The sequence below is a fragment of the Pontiella sulfatireligans genome, from assembly GCF_900890705.1.
Taxonomy (GTDB): domain Bacteria; phylum Verrucomicrobiota; class Kiritimatiellia; order Kiritimatiellales; family Pontiellaceae; genus Pontiella; species Pontiella sulfatireligans.
In genome coordinates this window covers 3,404,552-3,420,736 of the sequence record NZ_CAAHFH010000001.1, presented here as the reverse complement: position 1 = coordinate 3,420,736, position 16,185 = coordinate 3,404,552, and the positions used below count along the sequence as shown (strand labels likewise).

10 protein-coding genes are annotated in these 16,185 nt (G+C 52.2%); all 10 read left to right on the top strand.

From position 1 onward, the window contains the following. The 10 genes from SCARR_RS12040 to SCARR_RS11995 all read left to right on the top strand — a co-directional run bounded on the left by SCARR_RS12040 (window position 1) and on the right by SCARR_RS11995 (window position 16,177). Window positions 1-1,464 carry a sulfatase family protein gene (locus tag SCARR_RS12040; protein ID WP_168433262.1) on the top strand — a complete coding sequence of 488 codons (1,464 nt, stop codon included), beginning with the start codon at window positions 1-3 and terminating at the stop codon, window positions 1,462-1,464. Between the two features lie 23 nt (window positions 1,465-1,487). Next, window positions 1,488-3,338, top strand: a complete 1,851-nt coding sequence (locus tag SCARR_RS12035) for a DUF7402 domain-containing protein (RefSeq protein WP_136061818.1) — start codon at window positions 1,488-1,490, stop codon at window positions 3,336-3,338. Between the two features lie 61 nt (window positions 3,339-3,399). Next, entirely contained in the window at window positions 3,400-4,845 is a 1,446-nt protein-coding gene (locus SCARR_RS12030) for a helix-turn-helix domain-containing protein (RefSeq protein WP_136061817.1), read from the top strand. 136 nt (window positions 4,846-4,981) lie between these two features. After that, a complete protein-coding gene (locus SCARR_RS12025; RefSeq protein ID WP_136061816.1) occupies window positions 4,982-6,361 on the top strand; it encodes a sulfatase family protein in 1,380 nt (459 codons plus the stop codon). Between the two features lie 71 nt (window positions 6,362-6,432). After that, window positions 6,433-7,974, top strand: coding sequence for a right-handed parallel beta-helix repeat-containing protein (locus tag SCARR_RS12020; RefSeq protein ID WP_136061815.1), 1,542 nt, complete (start codon window positions 6,433-6,435; stop codon window positions 7,972-7,974). Between the two features lie 288 nt (window positions 7,975-8,262). Continuing rightward, window positions 8,263-10,080, top strand: a complete 1,818-nt coding sequence (locus tag SCARR_RS12015; RefSeq protein ID WP_168433261.1) for a Sip1-related alpha-galactosidase — start codon at window positions 8,263-8,265, stop codon at window positions 10,078-10,080. Window positions 10,081-10,138: 58 nt separating this feature from the next. After that, window positions 10,139-11,509 carry a sulfatase gene (locus SCARR_RS12010; protein ID WP_136061813.1) on the top strand — a complete coding sequence of 457 codons (1,371 nt, stop codon included), beginning with the start codon at window positions 10,139-10,141 and terminating at the stop codon, window positions 11,507-11,509. Then, entirely contained in the window at window positions 11,509-12,636 is a 1,128-nt protein-coding gene (locus SCARR_RS12005; protein WP_136061812.1) for a glycoside hydrolase family protein, read from the top strand. The genes SCARR_RS12010 and SCARR_RS12005 overlap by 1 nt, the downstream gene beginning before the upstream one ends. A gap of 87 nt (window positions 12,637-12,723) precedes the next feature. Continuing rightward, on the top strand, window positions 12,724-13,170 hold the full coding sequence (locus SCARR_RS12000; protein WP_136061811.1) for a hypothetical protein: 447 nt from the start codon (window positions 12,724-12,726) through the stop codon (window positions 13,168-13,170). A 382-nt stretch (window positions 13,171-13,552) separates the two neighbouring features. Further along, entirely contained in the window at window positions 13,553-16,177 is a 2,625-nt protein-coding gene (locus SCARR_RS11995; protein ID WP_136061810.1) for a sugar-binding domain-containing protein, read from the top strand. Window positions 16,178-16,185: the final 8 nt, after the last annotated feature.

The following is a 16,185-nucleotide window of genomic DNA, read 5'->3' as shown; positions in this document are numbered from 1 at the left end:
ATGAAAAGGGCATCAAAAACAGCGCCTAAAATCGTGGTTGCCATCATGGCGGCGCTGACGGTTGTAAGCTCTGTCCATGCAGAAAATCCGCCCCCCCCCAACGTTATTGTATTTATCGGTGACGATATCTCGGCGGATGACTTTGGCTGTTATGGGCATCCGAACATTCGCACGCCGAACGTTGATGCGTTGGCGTCTGACGGTCTTCGTTTCAATAACGCCTACCTGGCAACCAGTCAGTGCAGCCCGTCCCGCTGTAGCATGATCACGGGACGCTATCCGCACAATACGGGTGCCCCGGAACTTCATCAGGCCTTGCCTTCCGATCAGGTAATGTTTCCGAAGGAGCTGAGGAAGGCGGGTTACTATACGGCTGCTACCGGAAAATGGCATCTCGGCAGAGCGGCCAGAAGCGCCTTTGATCGCATCGAGGATTGTAGACCGGGCGGTGAAGAAAAATGGGTTGGATTTATACAGGAGCGCCCCAAGGACAAACCCTTCATGATGTGGTTTGCATCGCACGATGCACATCGTGATTGGGACCCGAGTAGCGCTTCCCCGCCCCATGTTCCAGCCGATGCCGTGATTCCTCCGTATATGGTGGACACAGAAGGAACGCGCCAGGATCTGGCCGCCTATTACGATGAGGTTCAGCGATTAGACCGCTATGTTGGTTTGGTGGTTGAAGAGTTGAAGCAACAGGGCGTTTATGAAAACACGCTGATTTTTTTCCTTGCGGACAACGGGCGTCCATTCCCTCGGTGTAAGACTTGGCTCTATGATAGCGGCATCAAACCGCCTTTCATTGTGCATTGGCCGCATCAGCTTGCGAAGCCGGGCTCGGCCTGCGATGCGCTGATTAGTTCAATTGATATTGCGCCAACCGTGTTGGAGGCGGCCGGGGTGGCCGTTCCAGAAACGGTGCAGGGCACCAGCCTCATGCCCTTGATCAAGAATACGAAATCCGAAGTCCGGGATGTTGTTTTTGCCGAGCACAACTGGCACGATACGGAGGCGCATGAACGCATGGTGCGCAAGGGGCCATGGATGTATATCCGCAATGCGCGTCCTGAGTTTGCCGGATGGGTCCAGGTCCACCATAAGTATGCATCGTATGAAGCGCTGCTTGAAGGGCAGGCGCAGGGTAGCCTAACACCTGCGCAGGCCGATGTGCTACTGGCACCGCGTCCGGCGGAAATGTTGTTTAACGTAGAGAAGGATCCGCATCAACTAAACAATCTGGCGGACAGTCCCGAGCACAGCGAACCCCTTCGTTTGATGCGCGCCGCGCTGGATGAATGGCAGGAGCGCACGGGGGATACGACACCCGCCGATCTGACGCCGGACGGCGTCGACCGAAAGACATTTAAGCGCCTCGGGAAAGGCATACATCCGCCTCGTCGTGGCACCAAACCCGGTAGCAAGCGCAACGCGTCTGCTATTAATGATCCGGGACACGATTGAAATATTGAAAAGGAAGGTTTTAAATGAATACAAAACAAAATGTTAGTGTCGCTTTTTTATGGGCATCTGTATTCATGTGTATGGCTTCAGATCAGGTGGAATTCCGGTTGATTGACGTACCCGGTTCCATGCCTGCCGGGTTTGTTTGGCCATCCGAGATTCCGGAAGGGTGCCCCTTTGAGCAGTCCAAACTGTTTGACCGAGTTTATTTTTCCGGGCGCCACGGCGACTACCTGTGTGGCGACACGTTTTATCCATCGTGGGCCGATGACGGCAACCTGTATTCACCCTGGACCGATGGCTTGACGGATGGAATGCGCTCAAACTCCAGAGATACGGAGAAGCACTATGCCGCGACTGGCCATGCGATCATGAAGGGGGACGACCCGCTTCAGCTGACCATCAAGAACACCTCAAAACCAAAACGAGCAATGGCCGCGCCGTACCAGGGGCGCTATCCGGCAGGCTCGTTGGTGCATAACGGTGTTTGGTATTTCGGCACCTATTGCCTCGCTCCGGGCAACCCGATTCATAACGAATTTTCCTATAACTGGCCAACCTTAGGATCGATGCCGGGATTCCAGATCTCGTATGATTATGGCAAGACATGGGAGGATTCGCCGCTCTCCGCCGCGAAGCCTTTGTTCCCTGAACCGAAGGAATTTCTGGGTACGGTAAAAATGGGGGCGCCTCATTTTGTGGATTTTGGCAAGAACATGGAGCATTCGCCGAACGGGAAAGCGTACTTGCTCGGAATGGGTGCGGAAGAAAATGATCCCCTGCCGCGCCCTTGTATCACCAGTGCGCCCGGCAAGCCTTATGCGATCAGCGAGCACTGTCCCGAAGACACCGAGAATTACAAGCATGCGAATCTAAGTTGGGTCTCGGCCGATCAGGTGTATCTGTCGCGCGTGACGCCCTCGCCGGAGACCATGAATGATATCAAAGCGTATGAGTTTTTTGCCGGCCATGATGGGGCAGGCAAACCTATCTGGTCAAAGCAGTTCGACGACATCAAACCCTTGCTCGAATGGAACAATAATATGGGTTGTGTCACGGCCACCTATGTGCCGGGGCTGAAGAAATATATTATGTGTGTGACGGATGGCTGGCCGACCGAGGCCGACATGAGCTCCTACCTGCTGGAAGCCGATGAGCTTACGGGCCCTTGGCGAATCATTACCTACATGAAAGGTTTTGGTGAACAAGCCTACTTCCTGAACATTCCCAGTAAGTTTATGAGCGAGGATGGAAAAAATACGTGGCTTTGTTATTCCGCAAATTTCAGTTCCGGAAAAAATGGATATCGATTGAGGTTGAAACCAGAGGGCGGGCGTTATGGCCTGAGCCTGCACGAAATACGCTTCCTTGAAAAAGATGAACCCGTACCGGAACCGGCCAAAGTCGCTAAAGCTGACATCTTTGCCAACAATATCGCGCCGCAAGCCCAGATCACGGTAAGCTCAACGCATCCAGACTATTCAGCAACCGCCTTGGTGGATGAGGTTATTGCGGGCTATCCGGAAAATAAGGGCGCCGAGTGGTCGAGCGATAATGAAAATAAAGGAGCTTGGCTTAAACTCGAGTGGGCAACGAGTAAACGCATTGATTGCGTGACCCTGTTTGATCGTCCTTATCTGTGGGATCAAGTGCTGTCCGGCCGGTTGAGCTTTAGCGACGGATCGGTGATCGAGGTGAATCACAAACTGCCGACTTCCGCGATTCAAGGTCTGGAAATTAACTTCCCGCTCAAGGATGTGACGTGGATTAAATTTGAAATTATGGAGACCCGGAAATGGCAAGGGTTTCTTGTTCAGGATGAGATTAGGAAAACGCCGTGCACAGGTCTTGCGGAGATCGCTGTCTTTGAATAGTTTTTGATTTATCATGATGCAGCCTCATAGTACATTATTCTTTTAAATCAGGCGGTTGTGCATGAGGTGGGAGATAGCATGGAGTGATTTTTTCAGGGTGATGGTGCCGCTGTTTTCTGCGCAGCTGTTTTTGATGGTGCTTGCCTATTTCACGCTCGTTCGCCGGCAGATGAAGCGGGAATATCCGTTCTATGTAGCCTTCATTCTCTCGTTTGTCCTCTATTTGTGCGGTCCGATCCTGCGCTCGCTTCCTTTAAATATTCCAGCTTATCTCTGGTTGTACGTGCGTTCATTTTTTCTGTTCGGGGTAGGATTCCCTGCCTTACTGGTTGCGCTGAGTATTCAGTCCGGGCTGAAAATATCGAGAAAAAAGGGCATTGCTCCCTTTGTTGTCGGCGGACTTTGGGTGTTGGGATTCCTGATTTTGTGTGATCAGTTTTATGCCGAACTGGGCGTGCTGAAGCAGGCGGGACTTATTTTTGACGTGACTAAAACGATGCTTCGTTTTTTTCAGATCGGCGGGGTCGTAATGTTGCTGATTATTCCCTGTATTGGTCTCCTGATCCGGCGCACGGCGCATAAGAAGCCGCGTCCGTTTATTTACGGGGCGCTGTATTTTGGGTTGTTTATGGCGTATGGAATTGCCGCTGAAAATTTTCAGGTCTTTTATGCGGGCTCCAGTTTCTGCGCCTTGGCTTGGGCTTGGGCGGTTTTTTGTGACATCCGCGAGTTGAATCGTAAACAGGAACAGCATCATGAGCATCAGAAAACGCTGGCGGCCGCACAGTATGCATCCGGCAGTGCGGTGGGAGAGATTTCGGTCTCCGAAATCTATCCGGTGCAGTTCGATGAATCCTATCCGTTTGCTGATCGAGAAATTCTGCTGGAGCTCATTCGCACGGATCGGATTGATTTGATTAAGCCCGCTACGGAAAAACTGCTGGCGGAGCTGCATCATTTTTGCGGTGGGACTTTAGCGCTCTATAAAGCACGGGTGCGTGAGTTGTTGTTTTTGCTGGTCGATGCTGCCGTGTTTGCTGACGGTAACCCAACTGAGCTGATTCCGCGTCTGGAAGAAAAGGGGCGTCGGATTGATCGCTGTGCTGATCGGATAGAGATTTCGGAGCTCATTTGTGCGGAAGCAGTCGCCTTGGCTAAAATTATTGCGGATAGTCGGGATGAACCGTCTGACATGCTTGTACTCCGAGCTCAATCTTTCATGAATGAGAATTATCAGCAGGACTGCGGGATTGATGAAATTGCCGCGAAATTAAATGTCAGCCGCTCCGGTTTGACGAAGGCATTTAGAAAGTCGACCGGTCAAACGGTGAATCAGTATCTGACCGAAATTCGAATGGAGAAAGCGAAGCGTATGCTGTTGTCAAAATCTGTCACCGAGACGGCGTTCGCGGTTGGGTTCAACAACTCAAACTATTTCTCGACCGTCTTTAAAAAACAGACCGGCCAGACCCCCAAACAGTTTCATAATAGCTTTAAAGCTGAATGAAAACCCGAATTTGTAGATGTTTTTGTCCTATTTGAAAGGTGATTTACTCCTGCGTTGAGTACCTTTGTTGTTTTGCGATGCTGTGCGTTGCGGTGTCGTGGTGCAGCTTGAACTGAAAACAACAGAGGACTGTTTCATGGTGAAAATATTGATGGTTGTTTGGGTGTTGGTATTTCCTCTGATGCTTCAGGCCGTAGCGAAAAAACCGAATATTCTTTTTTGTCTGGCGGACGACTGGGGCTGGCCGCATGCAGGTGCGTACGGAGATACGACAGTTCGAACGCCGGTATTTGATCGGCTGGCGAAGGAAGGCGTGGTGTTTGATCACGCTTATGTTTCCAGTCCGTCCTGTACGCCTTGTCGGAGTTCCATCCTGACCGGTCAGCAGTTTTATCGTCTGGGCACCGCTGCCAATCTGCGAGGCGGGCTGGATGTGAATCATCCCAATTTTATGTTTATGTTGCGTGACGCGGGCTATGACATTGGTCACTGGCGCAAAGCGTGGGATCCGGGGAATTATGATGAAGGGGGCTACACAGAGCATCCATGCGGTCCGGAAAGTTCGTTTGATAAATTCATGAATGGACGTGATGAGGGCAAGCCGTTCTGTTTCTGGTTCGGCACATCCGATCCACACCGAAAATATGATCCGGGTACCGGCGTCGCTAGCGGCATTAAGCTGGCCGACGTGCATGTACCGGGATTCTTCCCGGATACCGAGGCCGTGCGCAGTGATATTGCTGATTATTATTTTGAGGTCGAACGCTGGGATACCGATGTCGGCGTGGCGCTAAAACTATTGGAGGAACGCGGCGAGATGGGAAACACCATCGTGGTGATGACCGGCGATCACGGCATGCCGTTTCCGCGCTGTAAAGGCAATATGTATGACTGGGGCCTACGGGTGCCGCTGGCGGTTCGCTGGAACGCGATTGATGCCGGCCGCCGGGTGAATGGATTTGTTTCGCTGACGGATCTGGCACCGACCTTTTTGGAGGCGGCCGGAGTGAATGTTCCGAGCGTAATGACCGGTCAGTCGCTACTGCCGCTGTTGCAGGGGGACATGGACGCACACCAGACGCGAGATTACGTGGTGGCGGGACGGGAACGTCATACGCCTGCCCAGGGCAAGCCTTCGCTGGATGGGTATCCGTCGCGTGCTATCCGGACGGGGCGTTGGCTGTTGGTACTCAATTTGGAACCGTCGCGTCTTCCCGCCGGCGCGTTGGGCTGGTTTGGTGATTGCGATGGCAGTCCGACTAAAAATGAAGTCAAAAAGCTGAAAGGCAGTATGTTCTATGACCTCTGTTTCAGTCAGCGCCCTGAAGTCGAGCTTTACGACTGTCAGAAGGATCCGGATCAGTTGAATAATTTGGCGTCGAATCCGGAATACAAGGAAACCGTGGCGCAACTACGCAGGCAGTTGGCTGGTTATTTAAAGCAGACGGACGATCCGCGCTTTACGGATGAAGAGGTGCTGTTCGATACCTTTCCCTACAATAAGAAGAAAAAATAACGGCTCCCGCCGCTTCCTTTTATCGGTCCTATGGATTTAAGGAAACGGTTGGACCAGATGAAGGAATACATATGACGCACAGATCCCACTTATTCATTGCCCTTTTTGCCGTATTCATGATTACACAATGCTCCTCGGTATTGGCTGCGTATGTGGAGCCTGCCGGATGGGCCGATCTTCCGGTCGAAGAACTATCGGCCGTCCATGGAGACAATTCGGCCCGCTTGCAGGCCGCGGTTGACCGCGCCACTGTGAATGGGGGACGGATCCGTCTCAAGAAAGGAACCTACGAATTAGCCAATGTGGTTTTGAAGTCGAACGTTCATTTAGAAGTCGAAGCCGGCACCGTGATCGCCCCCTATGCGGGCGGATCAGGAACTGTAAATATATTCAGTGTTGGAGGAGGGCCGGACGCTGAGGTGCAGCATGTAAGTTTTAGAGGAATAGGGGGACGGTTTTCCATAAACTATCCTTCTGACTTTACGCGGAACTCCCGGGCATTTGCGGTGTCCAATATCGATAATCTACTGATTCGGGACATTGATATTACGGAAAATTACACCAAGTTTTCTGCCATCGCTTTACTTCTTCCCGGGGGATCGACCTTAAAAAGTCATCGGGCCAAAAATGTGACGGTGACGCAGGTCTCTTTGCTGCACTCATCCTACGGGTACAGTCTTGTTCAGGCGAACACCGGACAGGATATGCTGTTCAGTCATCTGATTGCAACGGATGCAGGAGTCACCGTCCGCGTTGAAACGGATCTGGAAAGCAACAACCTATACAATATCGGCGTTGATAATATTTCGATTCAAAATGTAACCAACGTGAATGGGAATGCCGCTGTATTTATGCAGCCCCACTCCATTGCAAACGGGGACGTGAGAGTCGACGGTGTCGTCGCGATTGAGAGTTCTGCCGGGGTTGTTATTTTCAAAAACAACGGGCGCTTTCCAGACCTTCCTGATGGATCCTTCGGTAGCGGCTCGTATGTCAGAAATGTGTCAGTCGTTTACGGTATGGATACCCCGATGAACTATGCGCGAATTAAATATATGCCGCCGTCTCTGATCCCGCTGGCTCAGAGAGAGCCTGACGGGGCTCCTTCGGCTTACCGAGGTCCTTCCGCGACGGCCGTCATCAATTTACTTCCCGATCAGGTTTCCGTTAACTACTCGGATATAACGCACAGCGGGCCGAACCTTTCAGAATACTTAAAGATCGTCGAAATAGAACGTCGCAACGGAAGCTCCGGCCTTCTTCATTGGGATAATTTTATTTCAAGATATAGCCTTTCCGGAAGCCCAACCATCGATTCTGATAGCGATGGCCTAAACGACTGGGGAGAGTATCTAAAAGGCGGAAACCCGACAAATTCGGCCCACCGCGGCGTGCCGCCCGTCATCAACCCATACGCTGGAAATATTGTTTTTTCGTTGGTAGGGGATCGCCATGTATCCTGTGAAATTCTGACGAACACCAATCTGATGAGTAACACGTGGGACACCAATACGACTATCCAGGTCACTACAGACAACGGAATAATGAATAGCTACACCAACACCATCAATGTTGCGGAAGATCAGCTATTCATCAAACTGATCGTGGAATAAATCTGAGAAGAGAAGATAAAGAATAAAGAAATGATAAAATTACCACTGAAACTACTTTGTGTTGCAGCGCTTCTGACAGGGGTTGATGCATCGTGTCGAGCTGAGACGCTTCCCCTCTCGCCCCAGTCTGATCAAACCGAATTAATCTGGATAAAGGGAGTGAATGCTACGCCTGATTCCAACGGGTATGTTCAATCCTGTGCGATCAAACTCCCGCCCTTTAAAACGGGGTGTTATTATCGACCTTTTTCCGGAGGAGGCCATGGAGGACCGAATGGAAATCGCGTAATGGCCATGGCTTTCAATTCCATTCAGGAACTCTCAGACTTTGGTCCGGAGGATCCGGAAAATAGCACCTTTAAGAATGTCCCGGGTAACAATGTCGACCTTGGACAGTTTATGTTGCTGAAGCTGATGGACGGTTCGTATATGGCCCTTATGCCGATTTCGACCGATTCGATTATGTCGGCTTTTTTTGTCCGCGACGGAGTGCTTCTTCTGAAAAGCGGTCACTTTGGAACCGAGCGTGTGACGATGGATATTCCGGCGATGGCAACGGCCACAGGCGCGACCCCCTATGAAGCGACGCAGAAGGTCTGGAAAAAAGTGATGGAGAGCGGAGTGGTTCATACGGATTGGCGGTCAAATAAAGTCTATCCGGAGATATGTAAATACATGGGTTGGTGTTCCTGGGAGCATTATCGGTTGGATATCAATACGCAGAACATGAGCGAGGTCGTGCATGCCCTAGAAGCCAACCCTGTTCCGTTTCGCTGGTTTATGATAGACGATGGCTACTTGAATCATGAGAGACGCCGGCTGATCAATTTTGAACCGGATGCCAAGAAATTTCCCGGCGGCTGGCAGGATGTAACCGGATTGAAGAACCCGGATGGAATCCGATGGATGGGCGTATGGCGCAATATGATGGGATATATGTCGGGCGTCTCCATGAGGCAGGATATGGATCTGCCGGAAGGAACCTTGGTTGAGAATGCCGCGAAACAGTGTCTGCTTCCAAACGGGACGCAGAAGGGATCTGATCTCTTCTATGAAGAGATGGGTTCTAAAACCGCAGAAGGCGGCTTTGATTTCGTAAAAGTTGATTTCCAGGCGAGGGGACTGCAACTCCACTACGGAATGGAGAACCCAATTCGTTCGATGTATCAGAATAATATGGCGTTGGAAAAGGCGTGTAAGACGCATATGGATGGGTTGATGAACTGTATTGCGCAGACGCATGTAAATGTTTTCAATACAAAATACAGTGCGCTGACCCGGAGTAGTAAGGACTACAGCAAGGTTAAGTTTAACAAGGAGATTACCTATCAGAGCTTTGCGAACCACCTTTGGATGGGGCCGGTTCTTTGGGGCGATCTCGATATGTTTCATAGTCACGGCGAAGATGCTGACGCATTGGCCATTGCCCGTGCTGTTTCCGGCAGCCCGGTCTACATATTAGATGAACCGTCGATGATCGATGCCTCTGTTTTGCTGCCGTTTTGCGATCGCGATGGAAAAATATTTCAGGCGGATGCTCCCGCAGTATTATTGCCGGAGAGTTATTTTATAGATCCGTTTTTCGGTGATGCCGCATTCCGTGTAATTACTCCGACGAAAAATAAGGTGGCGGCATTGGCTCTCTTTAATTTTACCGGGAACAAAACGGTACCCGGCTCAATCAGTGCGGCGGATTATCCGTATGCGGGTGAGCAACTGCAACCTTATGCCGGTCCATGGAAGTTCCCAACGGAAGGGCTACTGGCGTATGAACAGAAGACGCACGAGCTCGTTGATCTGGCACAACCGCATTCGTTTCCGATGGAACCGAACTCCGCCCGGCTGTTTATGCTTTATCCAAAAACCAAGGGCTGGGCGGTCATTGGGCGCACGGATAAATATCTCTCTTCCGCAACGGTTGAGGTGCAGTCGGTGACCGATGCTGAGATCACCTTCACGCTGAGAGAGTACGGCCCGTTTGCCATCTGGAGTGCTAACGGTGCCCCAAAAATGAAGGGTGTAACATTTTCCGATGCAGGGAACGGACTGTACATGGCTGATGTCCCGGTGGGCGGAGAGAATGTCGAGTGTGTGGTACGACGTTAACGTGCCTTTAATGAGGTTCTCGTATTGCGGGGACTTCTCCTAAAAAATAAGGAATGAGATGAAAAAGTGGAATCGTTTGTTGATTGGTATGGGTGCTGTTTTAACCGCATGGAGCTGCATGGCGGCCGATAAGCCGAACATAGTCCTGTTCTTTGTGGATGATCTCGGCTGGTCGGATGTGGGCTATCGGAATCCCGATTTCGAGTCCCCGAATATCGACCGGCTTTCGCGGGACGGCCTGAATTTTGAACAGGCCTATATTGCCACGCCGACCTGTAGCCCTAGCCGCGGAACATTGCTGACCGGAAAGCATCCTGCGCGGTTAAAGATGGTTCGTCATATTTCAAATAATCCTAAATCGGTGGTGTTCGTCAAAGATGAGGATGGGGTTGAACGAACTCATCTGTTGAAAACCGACCCTGCGCAGTTCCCCAGCGCCAACTGGTTGAATCTGGATGCGCCGACATACCCGGAAATCCTGCGGAAACAGGGGTATACCACGCTACATGTCGGGAAGTGGCATTTGGGCTATGGGGAAGAGCATGCGTCGCGTCAGTATGGTTATGACCGGGAGATCGGCACGGTCTATGCCCCGAGGAATAACTATTACCCGGCGGATTATCAGACCACGATCAAGCCGAGAGAAAGCGATGAGCTGTACCGCACCGATATGTTGACCGATGGGGCCGTCGAATTTATTGAAACCCATGATAAAGATCAGCCGTTCCTGATGTCGTTCTGTTACTATGCAGTTCATAGTCCGCACGCTGGCCGGAAGGATCTGGTGAAGCATTTTGAGGAACGGGGATTCAGCGGCGGCTATGCCCACTATCTGGCGATGCTGACGTCAGTGGATCAGTCGATCGGGCGGGTGCGGGGCGCGCTGAAAAAACAGGGTCTGGAAAAAAATACCATCATCATCTTTCTTTCAGACCAAGGCGGTATTTTTGAAAACAAACCGTTCCATGGCGGCAAGATGGTCGATACTCTCTATGAAGGTGGCGCACGCGTTCCCTTTATCTTTTACTGGCCCGGAGTGACGGAGGCTGGAGCCGCAAACAACAGTTTGGTTCAGTCGACCGATCTCTTTCCCACCATCCTGGAGATGATTGGCGAAGATGCTACGAAATTTGCGCCGCTCGACGGAGTCTCCCTTTTGTCCACTATTCGTAACAATAGCGAGCTTGAACGCGGCGAACCGCTCTTTGGCTACCGGGCGTATGAGGATCTGTATGCCTCTGTCCGCGAGGGCGACTGGAAGCTGTTGGCGTATCGCAGCGGCATCGTGAAGCTCTACAATATTCCTAATGATATCGGCGAAAAGAACGACCTCGCGGCATCGAACCCGGAAAAGGTTCAGGAGCTGACGACCAAGTTGATGGCATGGGAAAAAGAGATGGGTGTTGAAAAATATTCAGGAGTTCAATAGTGGGAAAATTAATTCATACGATGCTCCTGCTGGTCGTTTTGTCAATCACGGGCTATTCCTCCCTGGCATCCGAAAAAAAAGACCTGTTCGACTATTTCCTGCCGATGGAACCGCAGGGGCCTTTGGTGTCAGAAGGCATTTGGGGCAATCCGAATGCGCTGCCGCGCGATATCAAAAACGGGTTGGAAGATCCAACGATGAAAACGTGGTGCTATTGGGACGGGGCGATTGTGAAAGCCGATGACGATCGCTACCACATGTATGCCTGTTGCTGGGCTCAGACAAATTCGCACAACGCGGGTTGGCGTGTAGCGTCGAAGGCGATGCATGCGGTTAGTGACAAGGCGATCGGCCCATATACACATACCGGCCTGACCTGGCCGCATTGGCAGGAGGGCGCCGGGGGAAACGTGATTGGCTTGCGGATGCATGACGGTCGCTATGCCATGGTGACCAGTGAGATCACCGATGGCGAAATCTTCGTTTCGGATTCTCCGGATGGTCCGTTTGAACATCTGGGAACGATTCAGGTGGATTATAACGGATTTAAAGAGGGGCTGGGCCGCTACTACAAAGCACCGCGACACATGTCCAATGTTCAGATTCTCCTCCGTCCCGATGGTCGCTACATGATCGTGCCGCGCTCCGCATCCATCCTGATCAGCGAAGACGGAATCCTCGGCCCGTATAAAATCATTACAGAACGCATCTACAAAGGGATGCCTGGCATTCCTCAGGAACGGATGGAGGATCCATCGGTTTGGTACAGCGGAGGCATGTATCACATGACCGTCAACTACCACATCGATAATGTCACCTATCACTTCACTTCGCAGGATGGGATTCACGACTGGAAATACCGGGGTATTGCGTTTCGCAACGATGGCGATTTTTTCAAGTATACGGATGGCACGGTGAACCATTGGCCTATCGTGCAGCGCATGACGGTATTTGTTGAAAACGGGCATCCGACTCATTTCCTGTTTTCCGTCATCGATTCAAGAAAAGGCGAGGACGGATCCAATGACAACCATGGCAGCAAAATTGTGATCGTACCGTTCGACGGCGAAGCCTTTGACCGCGACATGCAGGCGATAGTCGAACAGGAAAATACGCATGCACACTAACGCGCTGAAAAGGAGGGCGGCTTTAATCGGTTTTCTGCTGATCGTTTTCAAGTGTATGCACAATACGACAGGGATCACCCGGAAGTGATGTCGAATGCCGTTGCCGATAAGTGGTGGGGGCCTCAAATTCAGAATTCTTCCACGTACCGCCTTGAGCTTCCATTTGATGAAATGCAGCAATGTCTCGATCTTTCGAGCAATGCAATCATCGAACTAGAGCAACAGTTGGCAACGAGTATTGTCCTGCAGGATCCTCCAGACTTTTCGACGGGCACATTGATGCTGACCAATCGCTTTTATACGCTCGACGGGAATCCGGTTTCCCCAAGTACGTTTACCTGGATGCTGAAGGATGAAGAAGATTTGCTGCAGGCCTTCGGGCGTGTGGGCGGCAGGAGCTACAGCCTGACCAGTGTTGATTCAGACAACACGGTCAATGCCGGTGGCAGGAATGCCATGGCGGCGGACCTTTATGCGCAGAGCGCCGATAATATTGCTCCTCAGCAGATCTTTCTGGGCCATCAATCCGAATAATGGATTTAGTGTATCTGTCACAGGAAACGCTGCGGTTCTGGCTAAATGCCGTATGTATAATACGGTTTTGGATATGTTTTTTTATTCCGTCCCCAGCTATAATTCTTCCTTTGTTTAGTACTAAAAGGGGGCTTATTAGATCTGGTATGAAACTTTTGCGGGACGACGTGGGCAGCTATCATATGTATGCCAGCCGTTGGAGCTAGATCAACTTGCACGGCAGGGACTGAAATGCCGCATCGAAGGGGATGCACGCCGTCAGTGATAATTTGCTCGGCCTGTACCGGGATCCTGGCGAAGCCTGGATACGGCATGGCCTATCCAATGGGTATCGAATTTCAGGGTGAGACTGTATCTTTAGTATGTAAGTAACGGAGCTTATATGAATAAACTTTTTGGCATTATAGTATCCTTCGCAGTAGCCGGTTCCATACTGGCGGAACAGAAGTTTTCGACCGCCGGCTTTTATGCGGTGGAGGGCAGTCCGCGCTCGGTGGAGAATTTTAATCCGGGCTGGCGGTTTATCAAGGGCGACGTGAAGGGCGCGGAAGCGGTTGCTTTTGATGATAGCCATTGGGAGGCGGCGAATCTGCCGCACGGGCTGGAGATTCTCGGCGAGAACGCCAGTGGTTGCCGGAACTATCAGGGCAAGGCGTGGTACCGCAAAAAGTTTGCCGTCAACAAGGCCTCCAGCCACGGAAAGGTGTTCATCTATTTTGAAGCGGTGATGGGCGAGGCGCAGGTTTGGGTGAACGGTAAAGAGGTGGCCCATCATTTTGGCGGCTACCTTCCTTTTGCTGCCGACGTCACCGATGTGCTGAACGCCAACGGCAAACCGAACGTGGTGGCGGTCATGGCGGATAATTCCAACAGCAAGCTCTATCCTCCGGGCAAGGAGCAAAACAAGCTGGACTTCACCTACATGGGCGGCATCTACCGCGACACTTATCTGATCGAGACCGGGCCGGTGCATGTGACGTTGCGCGAGCTGAGCCGCACCGTTGCCGGCGGCGGCATATTTGCCGCCACGCTGGACGTGAACGGCAACGCCGCAAAAATGGAAGTGCGTACGGAAGTCGTTAACTCCAGTTCGAAACCCTTGGAACTTGTCGTTCGGAACGTATTGGTTAACGCCGAGGGCAAGGAAGTGGCCGCCGTTAAGGAAACCTTGAAGCTGAAAGGTGGTGAATCGCGCCAGCTGGCCAAGCAGCTTGAAGCGAAAAATGTGCATCTGTGGCATCCCGACGATCCGTATCTGCATTATATCCGCACGGATGTGATGGTGGGCGGAAGGGTTGTTGACAGCCTTCTCACGCGCGTCGGCATCCGCCTGTTTGAAATGCGCGGGGCGGACGGGCTGTTCGTAAACAAAAAATGGATCGGAAAAAAGCTGATTGGCGCCAACCGGCATCAGGATTATTCCTACATCGGCAATGCGCTGCCCAACTCCGGCCAGTGGCGCGATGTAAAGCTGCTTCGCGAAGGCGGCTGCAATACGATCCGCGCGGCGCACTATCCGCAGGATCCGGCGTTCTACGATGCGTGCGACGAATTCGGCATGCTGACGACCACCGCCAATCCGGGATGGCACTTCTTCAACTTTAAGGAAAAGGTTTTCGAGGAGCGGCTCTACGAAGATACGCGCCAGCTGGTGCGCCGCGACCGCAACGTGGCCTCAATGCTGATGTGGGAAACCTGCATCAATGAATTCCCGAGCCAGCCGGATTATGCGATGAACACGATGCACAGGATCGCCCACGAGGAATATCCGTTCCCGGGCATGTACACCGTGGCCGACCACGACGAGGCCATCAAAGGCGGGCTGGACATGTTCTACCACGGCGGCTCCAAGACCGTGAACTCGTTCAATCGTGAATATGGCGACGGCGGCGAGGTGGACGACTGGTATTCCCAGAACGCCCGTACCCGCGTGAAAATGGAGTGGGGCGAACAGCCACTGCTCGATCAGTCGCTCTATCAAGCGGCTACGCTGGCGCAGCGCCACCGTACGGACAAGGTGCGCATCGGCGGTACGCTCTGGGCCGGCATCGACCACCACCGAGGCTACCATCCTGATCCCTTCCGCGGCGGACTGCTCAACGGCTTCCGCCTGCCGCGCTACACCTACTATCTTTACCAGAGCCAGTATGATCCGGATTACGTCATCCCCGGTATGGGTGAAAAACAGATGCTCTACATTACTCACGAGCTCACGCAGCTCTCGGGCAAGGATGTGGTGATCTACAGCAACTGCGATGAAGTCCGCCTGACCTGGCTGGGCGTAGTGGTCGGCACACAAAAGCCGTCGGACGACGGAAAATTTGCCGGCCTTCCGCATCCGCCGTTTGTTTTTCAGGACGTCTTCGACTTTTCCAAGGTCAAGGCGCTGGGGAAGGGCAACATCAATGCGGTAATGGTTGCAGAAGGTCTGATCGACGGGCGGGTGGCGGTGTGCACGGAAAAACCGTATGCCCAGCGGACAACGGCTTTGGCGTTGAGCGTTGACGATGAGGGCATGGAGTTGGCGGCCGACGGATCGGATATCATTCCGGTGCGCGCCGTGGTCGTGGATCAGCACGGCGTCAAAAAAGTATTAGCGGCGGAATACGTCTATTTTGAGGTTGAAGGCCCCGCGGAAATCGTTGGCGACAGCACCACCTTTGCCAATCCGATGAAAACCGAATTCGGCGTGGCAACGGCTTTGATCCGCGCCACCACAGAGCCGGGTACAATCAAGGTAACCGCGCATTCCAATGGCCTTGAATCCGGACGCATCAGCTTGGAGTCCAAAAAGGTGGATATGGCCATGTCCTTTGACCGGGGTTATGCGGCGTCTTCTAAGAAGCCGGAGCAGAAGGGCGCAGTCATTATCACGCAGGCCGCCGGAAGTGATCTGCCGACCGATGTGAAAACGCTGCAGGACGAACTCCGGAAAGCGCAGTTGGACATGGTTGGGAAAGACCAGGACATTATGGAGCTCCGCAGTCGGTTGGGCTTGTCGGAATAGAGCAGGAT

Coding starts and splice junctions, on each gene's coding strand:
- SCARR_RS12030 (WP_136061817.1), top strand. CDS start 3,400: ATGAGGTGGGAGATAGCATGGAGTGATTTTTTCAGGGTGATGGTGCCG.
- SCARR_RS12040 (WP_168433262.1), top strand. CDS start 1: ATGAAAAGGGCATCAAAAACAGCGCCTAAAATCGTGGTTGCCATCATG.
- SCARR_RS12015 (WP_168433261.1), top strand. CDS start 8,263: ATGGCCATGGCTTTCAATTCCATTCAGGAACTCTCAGACTTTGGTCCG.
- SCARR_RS12010 (WP_136061813.1), top strand. CDS start 10,139: ATGAAAAAGTGGAATCGTTTGTTGATTGGTATGGGTGCTGTTTTAACC.
- SCARR_RS12025 (WP_136061816.1), top strand. CDS start 4,982: ATGGTGAAAATATTGATGGTTGTTTGGGTGTTGGTATTTCCTCTGATG.
- SCARR_RS12020 (WP_136061815.1), top strand. CDS start 6,433: ATGACGCACAGATCCCACTTATTCATTGCCCTTTTTGCCGTATTCATG.
- SCARR_RS12035 (WP_136061818.1), top strand. CDS start 1,488: ATGAATACAAAACAAAATGTTAGTGTCGCTTTTTTATGGGCATCTGTA.
- SCARR_RS12000 (WP_136061811.1), top strand. CDS start 12,724: ATGTCGAATGCCGTTGCCGATAAGTGGTGGGGGCCTCAAATTCAGAAT.
- SCARR_RS11995 (WP_136061810.1), top strand. CDS start 13,553: ATGAATAAACTTTTTGGCATTATAGTATCCTTCGCAGTAGCCGGTTCC.